Origin of the sequence: Snodgrassella alvi (genome assembly GCF_002777425.1) — a bacterium.
Lineage (GTDB): Bacteria > Pseudomonadota > Gammaproteobacteria > Burkholderiales > Neisseriaceae > Snodgrassella > Snodgrassella alvi_B.
In genome coordinates this window covers 1-13,244 of record NZ_MDVC01000103.1, presented here as the reverse complement: position 1 = coordinate 13,244, position 13,244 = coordinate 1, and the positions used below count along the sequence as shown (strand labels likewise).

At 42.5% G+C, this 13,244-nt stretch carries 14 protein-coding genes and 3 pseudogenes; 7 read left to right on the top strand and 10 right to left on the bottom strand.

The genetic code is table 11. The annotated features are described in order from the left end of the window. On the top strand, nt 1–529 hold a 529-nt coding region (locus BGI33_RS09850), incomplete at its 5' end, for an integrase core domain-containing protein (protein WP_144235424.1). 40 nt (nt 530–569) lie between these two features. Here the strand turns inward: BGI33_RS09850 and BGI33_RS09845 are convergent. Together BGI33_RS09845 and BGI33_RS09840 are read right to left on the bottom strand one after the other, a co-directional pair. After that, nucleotides 570–821, bottom strand: a pseudogene (locus tag BGI33_RS09845) (transposase); the annotation flags it as partial. A gap of 71 nt (nt 822–892) precedes the next feature. After that, a pseudogene (locus tag BGI33_RS09840) lies at nt 893–1,375 on the bottom strand (helix-turn-helix domain-containing protein); the annotation flags it as partial. An 81-nt stretch (nt 1,376–1,456) separates the two neighbouring features. On the opposite strand from BGI33_RS09840, the pseudogene BGI33_RS14265 reads away from it, so the two are divergent. Then, a pseudogene (locus tag BGI33_RS14265) lies at nt 1,457–1,839 on the top strand (3,4-dihydroxy-2-butanone-4-phosphate synthase). Between the two features lie 424 nt (nt 1,840–2,263). On the opposite strand, the gene groL reads toward BGI33_RS14265, so the two are convergent. From groL to BGI33_RS09805, 5 genes are all read right to left on the bottom strand, one after another. Further along, the gene (groL, locus tag BGI33_RS09825) at nt 2,264–3,910 is read right to left on the bottom strand and encodes a chaperonin GroEL (RefSeq protein ID WP_100091008.1); all 1,647 of its coding nucleotides are present in this window, start codon (nt 3,908–3,910) and stop codon (nt 2,264–2,266) included. Nucleotides 3,911–3,972: 62 nt separating this feature from the next. Continuing rightward, nucleotides 3,973–4,260, bottom strand: a complete 288-nt coding sequence (gene groES, locus BGI33_RS09820; protein ID WP_100091007.1) for a co-chaperone GroES — start codon at nt 4,258–4,260, stop codon at nt 3,973–3,975. A gap of 472 nt (nt 4,261–4,732) precedes the next feature. After that, complete coding sequence (locus tag BGI33_RS09815) at nt 4,733–5,329, bottom strand: sigma-70 family RNA polymerase sigma factor (protein ID WP_100091006.1); 597 nt, start codon at nt 5,327–5,329, stop codon at nt 4,733–4,735. 77 nt (nt 5,330–5,406) lie between these two features. Then, on the bottom strand, nt 5,407–6,732 hold the full coding sequence (gene tilS / locus BGI33_RS09810) for a tRNA lysidine(34) synthetase TilS (RefSeq protein ID WP_100091005.1): 1,326 nt from the start codon (nt 6,730–6,732) through the stop codon (nt 5,407–5,409). Then, entirely contained in the window at nt 6,710–7,669 is a 960-nt protein-coding gene (locus tag BGI33_RS09805) for an acetyl-CoA carboxylase carboxyltransferase subunit alpha (RefSeq protein WP_100091004.1), read from the bottom strand. The genes tilS and BGI33_RS09805 overlap by 23 nt, the downstream gene beginning before the upstream one ends. Before the next feature lie 403 nt (nt 7,670–8,072). Here BGI33_RS09805 and rpsP point away from each other — a divergent pair, with 403 nt between their 5' ends. From rpsP to purM, 5 genes are all read left to right on the top strand, one after another. Then, the gene (gene rpsP / locus BGI33_RS09800; protein WP_025331153.1) at nt 8,073–8,321 is read left to right on the top strand and encodes a 30S ribosomal protein S16; all 249 of its coding nucleotides are present in this window, start codon (nt 8,073–8,075) and stop codon (nt 8,319–8,321) included. 16 nt (nt 8,322–8,337) lie between these two features. Next, nucleotides 8,338–8,850: a ribosome maturation factor RimM gene (gene rimM, locus BGI33_RS09795; RefSeq protein WP_100091003.1), complete on the top strand. Its 513-nt coding sequence runs from the start codon at nt 8,338–8,340 to the stop codon at nt 8,848–8,850. Further along, nucleotides 8,850–9,596, top strand: a complete 747-nt coding sequence (gene trmD / locus BGI33_RS09790) for a tRNA (guanosine(37)-N1)-methyltransferase TrmD (protein ID WP_100091002.1) — start codon at nt 8,850–8,852, stop codon at nt 9,594–9,596. Before rimM ends, trmD begins: the two co-directional genes overlap by 1 nt. Nucleotides 9,597–9,609: 13 nt before the next feature. Further along, nucleotides 9,610–9,975 carry a 50S ribosomal protein L19 gene (gene rplS / locus BGI33_RS09785; protein WP_025331156.1) on the top strand — a complete coding sequence of 122 codons (366 nt, stop codon included), beginning with the start codon at nt 9,610–9,612 and terminating at the stop codon, nt 9,973–9,975. A gap of 383 nt (nt 9,976–10,358) precedes the next feature. Further along, nucleotides 10,359–11,393, top strand: a complete 1,035-nt coding sequence (gene purM, locus BGI33_RS09780; RefSeq protein WP_100091001.1) for a phosphoribosylformylglycinamidine cyclo-ligase — start codon at nt 10,359–10,361, stop codon at nt 11,391–11,393. 322 nt (nt 11,394–11,715) lie between these two features. Here purM and BGI33_RS09775 read toward each other — a convergent pair whose 3' ends face one another. From BGI33_RS09775 to BGI33_RS13220, 3 genes are all read right to left on the bottom strand, one after another. Then, the gene (locus BGI33_RS09775; protein ID WP_100091000.1) at nt 11,716–12,165 is read right to left on the bottom strand and encodes a putative T6SS immunity periplasmic lipoprotein; all 450 of its coding nucleotides are present in this window, start codon (nt 12,163–12,165) and stop codon (nt 11,716–11,718) included. Nucleotides 12,166–12,333: 168 nt separating this feature from the next. Then, a complete protein-coding gene (locus BGI33_RS09770) occupies nt 12,334–12,771 on the bottom strand; it encodes a putative T6SS immunity periplasmic lipoprotein (RefSeq protein ID WP_143557272.1) in 438 nt (145 codons plus the stop codon). A gap of 169 nt (nt 12,772–12,940) precedes the next feature. Beyond that, on the bottom strand, nt 12,941–13,244 hold a 304-nt coding region (locus BGI33_RS13220; RefSeq protein ID WP_180298978.1), incomplete at its 5' end, for a putative T6SS immunity periplasmic lipoprotein.

Genomic DNA, 13,244 nt, shown 5'->3' with positions numbered 1-13,244 from the left:
AACGTTTATTGATACCTATTCAAGACTGGCGTTTGCTAAAGTATATACGGAGAAAAACAGTTTAGTTGCTGCGGATATGCTCAATGATAAAGTGATACCATTTTTTGATAATGAGCAGGTAGCGCTTTTACGAATTCTGACGGATAGAGGAAGTGAGTATAACGGTCATAAAGAGCGTCATGCATACGAACTGTATCTGAATTTGGAGGATATAGAGCATACGAAAACAAAAGCTTACAGTCCGCAAACGAATGGTATATGTGAGCGGTTCCATAAGACGATGAAGACCGAGTGTTATGATATTATGTTTAGACGTAAAATATATACAGAACTGAAAGAGATACAACAAGATATTGAGCTTTGGCTAGAGTTTTACAATCGGGAAAGAGCACATTCAGGGAAATACTGTTATGGTAAGACACCTTGGCAAACTTGGGTAGAGACAAAAGGACTGGCTAAAGAAAAGCAGCTAGAGAATTTATTTTACTCATCAGACAGTCATTGTGTTAGAACGAATGCCGATGAGTAGGTAGTGTTTGTCAGATTAAGTTTAAGCTAGTACACTATAGCTTTTTTATGATTTCCTCCTGAAGCTGAGATTTTAAACTGAGCTCGGCAAACATTTGCTTAAGTTTACGGTTTTCAGCTTCCAGCTCCTTTAAACGTTTGATATCGGAGGTTTCCATACCACCGTATTTTTGCCGCCATTTATAAAAAGTCGAGTTGCCGATGCCATATTTACGGCAAAGTTCTTTAACAGGAATACCGGCTTCAGCTTCTTTTAAAATAGATACGATTTGATGTTCAGTCATTTTTTTCATGATTAAATCCTCTGTGGGTTAATAAAGAGAATTTTCTACTTCAGAGCTGTACTATTTTAAGGGATAGTTACATGTTGGGTCTCAATTTCACCTTGTGCCTCTCGCGCTGCTTTCGCTTTCTCTAAAGCCTGTAGCTGGCTTTCTGTTAACACAAGCCCTTCCTGAGCTACTTTTGTTTCCAGAGCGATCAGCCTTTTTTTGAAGCTTTCTAAATCGTGGCGTAACCAGATTGAACGTACACCGCTGCCAGAGACCATTATTCCTTGCAGACGTAGCTGATTAGCTACCCGATGTTGTCCATAAGCAGGAAATTCATAAGCCATATTAACGACAGCCTGCTCAATATGAGGTTCTACGCGATTTTTCTCTATAGGTTTTTTGCGACTTATTTCCTGAAGAGCTAATTCTCCGCCCTGTTCATAGAGTTTTTTGAAGCGATAATAGCTGTCGCGACTATATCCCAAGACTTTACAGGCTTGCTGAACATTACCTAACTGTTTAGCGAGTTCTAAAAGACCTAATTTTGGTTTAATTATTTTTGCAGATTGATTCATTACTGACACTCCATTATTGGTTTAAAATATTCTAAATGTCAGATTAAATAAAGACTACTACACCTACAGCATGGCAAACCTATTATCATTACTGATGATACCAACAAAGAAAATGAAGCTAGTTTAATTATTATTGCAGTTAAAATGATTAACATGTTCATCATGTCCATGCTTATCCATCATTACAACGGTATTGCCTGTCTTTGTATTGAAAATAATCTGGTAAAAAACTGGTCTTATCACCCATGGTTGAAAAAAACAAAGCCAGTACCACACCAGCTTTACTGTCTCAGTCGAACATCATCACCGGTGTTTCCACTCAGGACAGAGTAACCACCATCAAAGCAGCTATTTCCCCAACATACAAATCCGCCGATGTCATCAGCCCGGGACATACTTTTCCATTAGTTGCACACCCTGATGGCCTGTCTAGCCGACGCGGAACACACAGAAACATTCATTGAAATCGTCAAGCTAACTAAACTTAAACCGGTGGCTATTCTGTGAGAACTGATAGATGACCACAGAACCATGAAAAAAGGCCACAATTTACAACAATTATGCACTGAGCAAAATCTGACTCAAATCAGTATCGAAAATATTTATCGATAGCTACAATACTTCCAACAGGAAACCACCTAATTTACATGAGTAAATCAACATAGAAAATAATGCTGATATTGGACATATACAACAATATCAGCATTATATTTCTCTGAAATAAATGGCCACTACATCTTAATAGCCAATACTTCGGCCAGCGTAAACATTCACTGCCTCATACCGGCCATTTTCAATGTTTAAATCAATACTCCTGTAGCCAACACAAAAGCCGGATATTTTTGATATCCGGCTTTTGCATCACTAAGCAGAGTGCTTAAAGCAACATTACATCATGCCGCCCATACCACCCATACCGCCCATGCCACCCATATCAGGCGCAGCAGGTTTGTCTTCCGGTAATTCGGTAATCATGCAATCAGTAGTCAGCATCAGGCCAGCGATAGAAGCAGCATGCTGCAAGGCAGTGCGGGTAACCTTAGCAGGATCCAACACACCCATTTCCAGCATATCGCCGTATTCACCAGTACCAGCGTTGTAACCGTAGTTACCAGAACCATTCAACACATTGTTCACCACAACGCTTGGTTCATCGCCAGCATTGGCAACGATTTGACGCAATGGTGCTTCAACTGCTTTCAGAACGATTTTCACACCGGCTTCCTGATCAGCATTGGCACCTTTCAGGTCTTTAATTGCTGCACGGGCACGCAACAGCGCAACACCACCGCCAGCTACCACGCCTTCTTCCACGGCAGCACGGGTAGCATGCAGAGCGTCATCCACGCGGTCTTTTTTCTCTTTCATTTCAACTTCAGTAGCAGCACCAACTTTAATTACTGCCACACCGCCAGCCAGTTTAGCCACACGTTCCTGCAATTTTTCTTTATCGTAGTCGCTGGTAGCTACTTCGATTTGTTTACGGATTTCAGCAACACGAGCTTCAACAGCAGCTTTGTCACCCAAACCATCAATCACAGTGGTATTTTCTTTACCAACTTCTACACGTTTAGCCTGGCCCAAATCTTCCAGAGTGGCTTTTTCCAGAGACAGACCAACTTCTTCAGCAATAACAGTACCGCCAGTCAGGATAGCAATATCCTGCAACATAGCTTTACGACGATCACCGAAGCCCGGAGCTTTAACAGCAACAGTTTTCAGAATACCGCGAATATTGTTTACCACCAGCGTAGCCAATGCTTCACCTTCTACATCTTCAGCAATAATCAGCAACGGACGGCTGGTTTTTGCCACCTGTTCCAGAACTGGCAACAGGTCACGGATATTAGAGATTTTTTTATCAAACAGCAGAATGTATGGGCTGTCCAGACCGGCGATCTGTTTTTCCACATCGGTTACGAAGTAAGGAGACAGGTAGCCACGGTCAAACTGCATACCTTTAACTACTTCCACTTCGTTTTCCAGTGATTTGCCATCTTCTACGGTAATCACGCCCTCTTTGCCTACTTCGTTCATGGCTTTGGCAATGATTTCACCGATAGATTCGTCTGCATTAGCAGAAATAGATGCAACCTGAGAAATTTCTTTAGATTTTTCTGGTACCGGTCTGGAAATGTTTTTCAGTTCGGCAATAACAGCTTCAACTGCTTTATCAATACCGCGTTTCAAATCCATCGGGTTCATGCCGGCAGTAACATATTTCATGCCTTCAGTTACAATCGCCTGAGCCAGCACAGTAGCGGTAGTTGTACCATCACCAGCCACATCATTGGTTTTAGAAGCTACTTCTTTAACCAGCTGAGCACCCATGTTTTCGAATTTGTCTTTTAATTCGACTTCTTTAGCTACAGACACACCATCCTTGGTGATGTGCGGGCCGCCAAAGGCACGATCTAATAGCACATTGCGGCCTTTAGGGCCTAAAGTTACTTTTACTGCTTCAGCCAACACATTGACACCAGCAACCATTTTCTGACGGGCTTCGTCAGAGAATTTCACGTCTTTTGCTGCCATTTGTAACTCCTAATCTTTAATAATCAATTACGCAATAAAATCTTAATATCTGAATAAACAATTTATTCAACAATACCGAAAATATCTTCTTCGCGCATTACCAGCAATTCTTCACCGTCTACCTTAACAGTTTGACCGCTGTATTTGCCAAAAATCACTTTATCGCCAACTTTAACATCCAGTTTCTGACGGTCACCATTTTTCAACAGTTTGCCATTACCTACAGCAATTACTTCACCCATATCAGGTTTTTCAGCAGCAGAACCCGGCAACACAATGCCAGAAGCAGTTTTTTCTTCAGCTTCCAAACGTTTTACGACAACGCGGTCATTCAAAGGACGAATAGTCATATATGTTCTCCACATCTTTAGTGCCTACAGCACTGCAAAGTTGGTTAATACAAACCCGCACTTATTGCGGGGCGTAAAATTCAGTTCGCTTAATAAGGTAAGGTTAGCTACTCACAATTCAAGAGTAAGCAAGATAATTTTTTTCCCATTTCTTACAAATGCTTAGCAAAATTGACAAATTAACCTTATTATTACAGCCACATAGCATCCATAACAGTCCAGATATAATTAGTGCCCACAGAATCAGTCGGGCCCATGTATAACACAAACGCCCAAAACAATAACTCTGCTTTTCAGAAAAACAGAATTCAACCTTTAGACAATCTTAACAAATGATCATGCAATTCAGATAAACAGGTAAAATTCAAATGGCATCAGGCTGATTAAAAGCAATATCTATAGCTGGCTCAGTTACCCTATCTATCCACCACAGACAAATGCTGGCTATTCCGAGTATTGCCAAAACCAGTGCTTATTCACGGTCAAATCTGGTTTTAATCTGTGTCGATAAAATTTCACGGGCACGAGCAATACGTGAGCGCACCGTACCAACCGGACAACCCATCACCTGAGCAATTTCTTCATAAGTCAAACCATTAATTTCTGACAATATAATCGGCTGACGCAGATTGACCGGTAAATTGTCAATAGCCTCATCCACTGCATCAATCAGTTCGCGATTAAGTAATTGCGCTTCCGGTGTTTGATAATCAGACAAATATTCCAGTACATCAACCTGTTCTCCATCGTCATCCACAATTTCAGTAATCATCTGAGGTTCCCGCCCGTACACGGCGGTCATAGATTTGGCCGTATTCATTCCAATACAGCATAACCACGTATAAAACTGACTACCAGCACGAAACTGTGGTAAAGCCTTATAAGCTTTGAGAAACGTTTCCTGTACTACATCCAGCGTTATTTGCTCATCATGGGTAAAACGATGCAGGAAATGATTCAAGCGACGTTGATATTTATTAACCAGCAAATTAAAAATCTGCGCATCACCTTGCTGAGCCTTACGCACCAACATCTGTTCTTCAACCTGTTGGGTACGGTTATCATGCATACTGTCATCCTCTAGTTATTGTTATTGCATCAATCAGCAGCTGAATCTGCGATAAATATAGTACCAATCTTCCAACTTTATAGCCTGATAGGTAAATCCTCCATAAACGGCATCCAACCATTGACTACACCAATATCAGTGGCCACAGCCACATTAATCACAGCAACACACTGATTATTCGAATCACACAAAACCGGCCAGACAGCACGCATAAAAGGCGGGATTTTCCGTTCCTGTAATAACTTCTTAACCTTTTTTCTTCCTCCTCGCAAAATAATTGTATCCTGAGCATGCACCTGACGCACCGTCCACTCAGCGGCAATTTCTGCCAAACCAAAGGTATGCCGCTTCCATTGCAGATAGCCAGCAGCGATTAATTGGCGGCAGGTTACTGGCAGCAACTCAAACCAGAGCCATTGCCGGTTTACCTCATGCTTATTTATCCATAATCTGCAATCATAATAAATTACACAAGCGTGGGGCAAAGACCATTGTGCACCGTTTTTACTTTCCATTAACTGTCGTGCAAATTCTGTCAGCGCCACCGCAGTTGACATCCCCAGACAATTTTTATGCGCAAACAGGCGTAATTGTTGCCGGCGCCGTGCCGCACTCAAAGTGCGCCACAAAGGTATCTGAAATCCCTGCTGTTGTGCATGCAACATAGTCCAGTCAGCTTCAGCCACTTCATCCAGTAAGGCCAGCTCATCCTGTAACCGCCCTACCGCTGCTTCAATCTGCGTATCCAGATGCGGCTGATGCTCGCGCCAGTGCGGCAAACCACTCAAACGCAGCCAGTTGCGCAAATAGGTACAATTAGTGTTACTGTCATCCTCAATGTGTACCAGTCGCATCGCATCAGCATAAGCCTGTAGCTGCTGTTGTGAAAAATGCAATAATGGCCGCCACAGAGCTGTACGTTCAGTCAATTGCCGCACCAGAGGCATAGCCGAAAGTGAACGTAAACCACCACCACGCAATGCACCCAAAAAAAAGGTTTCTATCTGGTCATCCCGATGATGCGCCAGCACCACTGCATCCGCTTCACTATTAGCATAAACCTGATAGCGCGCCTTACGTGCCGCTGCTTCCACACCCTCGCCAGCAGCACACACATTCACCTTAACTATCTTTAATGGCACCGACCAAGATGCACATAACTGCTGGCAGAAAGCTGCCCATTCATCTGCATACCGACTTAATCCATGATGCACATGAATAGCAGACACCTCAAGCGGCAATCTGTTGCGTAAAAGAGTCAAAGCATGCAACAGCACCACCGAATCAAGCCCGCCACTAAGACCTACGGCTAAAACACAACGGTCAGCCATAGTGGCTGACCATTGTTGCGCAATATCATCACATAAACTGATACAAATTTTATTTACCGTTGAATTGACCATAATTCATCAAACGATCAAAGCGACGCGTCAATAAAGTAGACAACTGTTTACCTTTAGCTTCATGTAACTGGCGGGTAAGTACAGATTTTACCCGTTGCATGATTTCCGGATAATTACGATGCGCTCCGCCCAAAGGCTCCTCTATCACAGTATCAATCAGCTTCAAATCGTGCAGGCGCTTAGCCGTAATACCCAATGCCTGAGCAGCTTCCGGTGCTTTTTCAGCCGTTTTCCACAGAATAGAGGCACAGCCTTCCGGTGAAATGACTGAATAGGTAGAAAATTGCAGCATATTGACATAATCACCCACCGCAATAGCCAGTGCCCCGCCAGAGCCACCTTCACCAATTACCGTACAAATCACCGGTACTCGCAGCTGCGCCAGTTCATACAGATTACGGCCAATAGCCTCAGACTGACCACGCTCTTCCGCCCCAATACCAGGATAGGCTCCCGGTGTATCAATAAAAGTCAGTAAAGGAATCTGGAATTTTTCCGCCAGCTTCATCAAGCGCAAGGCCTTGCGGTAACCCTCTGGCTTAGGCATACCAAAGTTACGGCGAATTTTTTCCTTGGTATCACGGCCTTTCTGATGGCCGATTACCATAACACTTTCACCATTAAAGCGTGCCAGGCCACCTACAATAGCGGCATCATCAGCAAACGCACGATCACCGTGCAATTCCTCAAAATCCGTACACAGCGCATCAATATAATCTAACGTATAAGGGCGCTGGGCATGACGGGATACCTGCGAAATCTGCACCGGAGTCAGCTTGGCAAAAAGATTTTTAGTTAAATCATCGCTTTTCTTTTTCAGGCGTGCGATTTCTTCGGAAATATCCACAGCCGATTCATCCTGCACAAAGCGCAGCTCATCAATTTTTTGTACCAGCTCGGCTATAGGTTGTTCAAAATCCAAAAAAATCTGTTTCATTGTTAAGATATCCGCAAAAACATGTGGCAGCTATGATACGCGAAGAAATGAAGCTATGCAGCCCCAAATAGCAAAAACCTGATACCACAAATCGAATAAATACATATAAATACATAATTATTATAGGAATAATTATAAACAAACACCCGAATCACCGGCAGCGTATACAGCTAACATCACCACACCTCACTAAATTTTAACCATATACAGCAATAGTTTATTCTGACAGCATTAGTTCAATTGCCAAAAACTAAATATCCAGCAACTAACAAATCCATAGCAATATATACAACAAATATGCATTAACAGCTTGCCAAAACTGGGAAATACCCACTAAAATTAGCGATTTTCTGTTATCTTGACAGAATAAAAGTACTTCGATTTTTTCACTAAGGAATACACTATGGTAGTTATCCGTTTGGCTCGCGGTGGTTCTAAACACCGTCCTTTCTATAACATCGTCGTAGCAGACTCTCACAACCGTCGTGACGGCCGCTTTATCGAACGCGTTGGCTTTTACAACCCTGTTGCCAATGAAAAACAGGAACGCGTACGCCTGAGCGCAGACCGTCTGAACCACTGGATTGGTCAGGGCGCGCAATTAAGCGAAGCTGTTGCCAAACTGGTTAAAGAGCAAAAGGCTGCGGCCTGATTCAGCAGTAAAGCAGATGAATAGTACACAGCCACAATGGGTAGCAATGGGCTATATTAAAGGCGTATTCGGCGTAAAGGGTTGGGTGAAAGTCCATTCCGATACTGAATATACCGACAGCCTGCTTGACTATCCGCAATGGCAGCTGAGTAAAGATGGCCAAACCAGAACTGTGAGCATTGCCGAAAGCAAAATCAGCGGTAATGAATTACAGGTGAGGTTTGACGGAATACACGATCGTGACAGCGCAGCACTACTGCGCGGCTTTACTATCGAAATAGACCGTGCCAGCTTTGCCGAAACCGATGACGATGAGTATTATTGGGCAGACCTGATTGGCCTGAACGTACTTAACCGTACACAGGAAAATCTGGGCACTGTCAGTTCATTAATGCAAACCGGTGCGCATGACGTACTGGTAGTAGATGGTGCTTTTGGCCGTAAACTGATTCCTTTTGTCTCCCAGTACATTGACGAAGTAAACCTGCCACAACAGCAGATTTGTGTCGACTGGGGCAGCGACTACTGATGCATATTCAAGCCATTACCCTGTTTCCGGAAATGTTTACTGCCCTTACCGACAGTGGCGTAACCGGACGTGCCTTACAACAGGGCATCTGGCAGTTTGCAGCAATCAACCCGCGGCAATTTGCCGATAATCCACTGGGTCATATTGATGACCGCCCGTTTGGCGGTGGCCCGGGAATGATTATGATGGCTCCGCCCTTGCAGGCAGCCATAGATGCGGCCAGACAAAGCAGCCCGCAGGGACGATTGATTTACATGAGCCCGCAGGGCAAACCGCTGAATCATGCACGGGTAGCCAGTCTGGCCAGAGAACCAGCACTGATTGTACTGTGTGGTCGTTATGAGGGTATTGATGAACGTATTCTCACCAGCAACGAAGTAACCGAAATCAGTATCGGCGACTTTGTGGTTTCCGGTGGAGAATTACCGGCCATGATGTTAATGGACGCTATAATCCGCCTGTTACCCGGCACACTTGGTGATGCACGCTCAGCAGTAGAAGACTCATTTGCCAATGGTTTACTTGATTGCCCGCATTACACCCGTCCTGTAGAATTTCATCAACAGACAGTTCCCGGCGTATTGCGTAGCGGTAATCATGCTTTAATCGCACAATGGCGATTAACTCAGGCGCTCAGGCGCACACTGACACGTCGTCCGGATTTACTGGCCGATCGTGAATTAACCCCAGAGGAATCCAGACTCTTGCAGCATATCAGACAAGAGGAACGGGACATCCCATTATAACAGGAAGCTTAACATGAACTTGATTCAACAATTAGAGCAGGAAGAAATCGCTCGTCTGAATAAAGAAATCCCGGCCTTCGCGCCAGGTGATACCGTGGTAGTATCTGTACGCGTTACCGAAGGTAGCCGTACCCGTTTGCAAGCCTATGAAGGCATTGTAATCGCCCGTCGCAACCGTGGCCTGAACAGCAACTTCATCGTTCGCAAAATTTCCAGCGGTGAAGGTGTAGAACGTACATTCCAGTTATATTCTCCAGCCGTTGAAAAAATCGAAGTTAAACGCCGTGGTGATGTACGCCGTGCCAAACTGTATTACCTGCGTGGCTTAACCGGTAAAGCTGCCCGTATTCGCGAAAAACTGCCGGCTCGCAAAGCCTAAGCAGCATACATTAGCTGCATATAGCAGACTAATCCTGAGGCCGAATTTATCAATTCGGCCTTTTTCTTTGATTGCTGTGCTAAATTACATAGAATTTTCGTCTGCCACAATCCTATCAAGGCCAACAGCAAACCATAAACATCCAGGTATTCCAGCCAGCCATTTTCAATATCTTTTTCCCTCTTCTTTATCAGACATTAATGCAACGATTAGCCAACTATTTATCCTGCTCATAGCCGTCAGAAAGATATAAGCCAAAATATGCCCGCTTATCAACTGTACCAATTTCAACACCGTAAAAAGATGAAAAATGTTAAAATTGCCCAGTTTTTTGTCTATTCCATCTCAATCAGCTTTGTTCTTGTCCAAAGGAATCACACTTAATGAGCCAGTCCCTGAGTTATCGCGATGCCGGTGTTGATATTGACGCTGGCGATTCGCTGGTCGAAAAGATTAAACCATTTGCCAAACGTACCATGCGCCCTGAAGTATTAGGCGGTTTGGGCGGCTTCGGCGCACTTGTAGAAATCAGCCAGAAATACCGCCAGCCAGTACTGGTATCCGGTACCGATGGCGTAGGCACCAAACTAAAACTGGCTTTTGAATGGGATCAACACGATACCGTCGGTATCGATCTGGTGGCCATGAGTGTCAATGATATTCTGGTACAGGGAGCAGAACCACTGTTTTTTCTGGACTACTTTGCCTGTGGTAAACTGGATGTTGAACGTGCAGCAGCAGTGATTAAAGGTATTGCCGCCGGTTGTGAACAATCAGGATGTGCCCTGATTGGCGGTGAAACCGCCGAAATGCCCGGCATGTACCCAGATGGCGAATATGATTTGGCTGGCTTTGCCGTAGGCGTGGTTGAAAAAGAACAGGTTATCAACGGACGCAGTATTGTGGCCGGTGATATTGTACTGGGACTGGCCTCTAATGGTATTCATTCCAACGGCTATTCATTAGTGCGCAAAATTATTGAGCGTGCCCAACCAGAATTGGACGCCGAATTTGAAAATGGCAAAACCCTGCGGCAGGCCATCATCGCCCCTACCCGTTTATACGTTAAGCCCGTTCTGGCTGCATTAAAACAATTTACCATCAAGGGTATGGCACACATTACCGGTGGTGGCATCAGCGAAAACGTACCCCGTATCCTGCCAGACAACACCGTTGCCGCAATTGATGCCCAGTCTTGGCCACTGCCAAAACTCTTCCAGTGGTTACAACAGGCCGGACAAGTAGATATACAGGAAATGTACCGTACCTTTAATTGCGGTATCGGCATGGTAATGATTGTAGACGCCGCAGACGCTGTTGTTGTACAACACTTTCTACAGCAGCAGGGCGAAACTGTTTACCAGATTGGTACCATTCGTACACGTCAGGGTGATGAACATCAGACACAAATAGGCTGAAAAATTACATCTACAGAACATAAATCAAAAGCCCAGTATCAGCCTCCGCTAATTTCTGGGCTTTTTTTCAAATTGATCTGGTCAAATAATACTGATAACTAATTAACTTTGTAGCGAAAAGCACTTTTTCTAGAATATAACTACCCCTTAAAACAGTTATAGTCCCCAAAGAGGATTCAAATATGGAGAATGACTAAGCAGGATATTTTCATACATTTTAGCCACAAATCTTGTACAAATTGTTTGTTTTTAGGCTTGTTTCCTTTATATTTCTGCTTTGTTACTGTATGCCAAATTTTATCACCCCCATTTTTTTAAAGCATTATTGAGTTACATCTCTGGCATGCTCATCAAGTAATAATTGCAAAGTCCCATCCTTAGTTTTTTTAATACGCATATCTACATGCCAATGTTTATTTTTATCAGTTCCTTTTTCTATTGCCGTAAAATAAATCGAATAGGTAATATTATTTTGGAAATGATATTCAAAGCGTAAGCATTCTTTAGTCTTTACATAATACGGTTTTGAAAGATCCAAATAATCTTTCGACCAAAGTTCCCCAACCCCTGTTTGAAATACACCGGTAACTATAATATTAAATTGTTTATTTCTCTTAAAAAAATCTTCCTTCGAAGGTATGCTTATACATGGTTGACCACTGTCTCTGAGAACAATATCCGGTGTGTAAAGCATATTACGATGCACAAAACATCCTGTTATTATGCCTAAAAGCAAAGTTATCAGCAGCCAGTGAATATACCTTTGTTTCATCCGAATAATGCCTTTTTATCTTGTGGATTTTTTAAAAATAAACGCAAGGTATTTGCATACATTTTTAGCCAAAAATCTTGTACAAGTTGTTTGTTTTTGGGTTTACTTCCTTTGTACTTCTGCTTTGTTACTGTATGCCAAATATCATCACCCTGTTCTTTTGAAGCATTATTGGGTTACATCTCTGGCATGCTCATCAAGTAATAATTCCAAAGTGCCATCCTTATCTTTTTTAATACGCATATCGCCAACCCATTTTTTATTTTCATTATTACCTTTTTCCGTTGATGTAAAATGAACTGTATAGGTAATGTTATTTTGAAAATCGTATTCAAAGCGTAAGCACTCTTTAGTCTTTACATAATACGGTTTTGAAGAATACCGATAATCTTTCAACCAAAGTTCCCCAACCTTTGTTTGAAATACACCAGTAACTATAATCTTAAATTGTTTATTTCTTTTAAAAAAATCTTCATTCGAGGGTATGCTGATGCATGGCTGGCCATCATCTTTCAGAACAATATCTGGCGAATTTAAAGACATACAGCTTACAAGCAATGGTAAAATTAAAAACATTAGTAACCAATAACTATATCCGTGTCTCATCCAAATAATGCCTTTTTATCTTGTGGATTCTCTAAAAATAAATGCAGGGTATTTTCATACATCTTTAGCCAGAGGTCTTGTACAAGTTATTTATTTTTGGGATCACCTCCTTTGTATTTCTGCTTTGTTACTGTATGCCAAATTTTATCACCCCCATTTTTTTAAAGCATTATTGAGTTACATCTCTGGCATGCTCATCAAGTAATAATTGCAAAGCCCCATCCTTAGTTTTTTTAATACGCATATCTACATGCCAATGTTTATTTTTATCAGTTCCTTTTTCTATTGTCGTAAAATAAATCGAATAGGTAATATTATTTTGGAAATAGTATTCAAAGCGTAAGCACTCTTTAGTCTTTACATAATACGGTTTTGAAAGATCCAAATAATCTTTCGACCAAAGTTCCCCAACCCCTGTTTGAAATACACCGGTAACTATAATATTAAATTGTTTATTTCTCTTAAAAAAATCT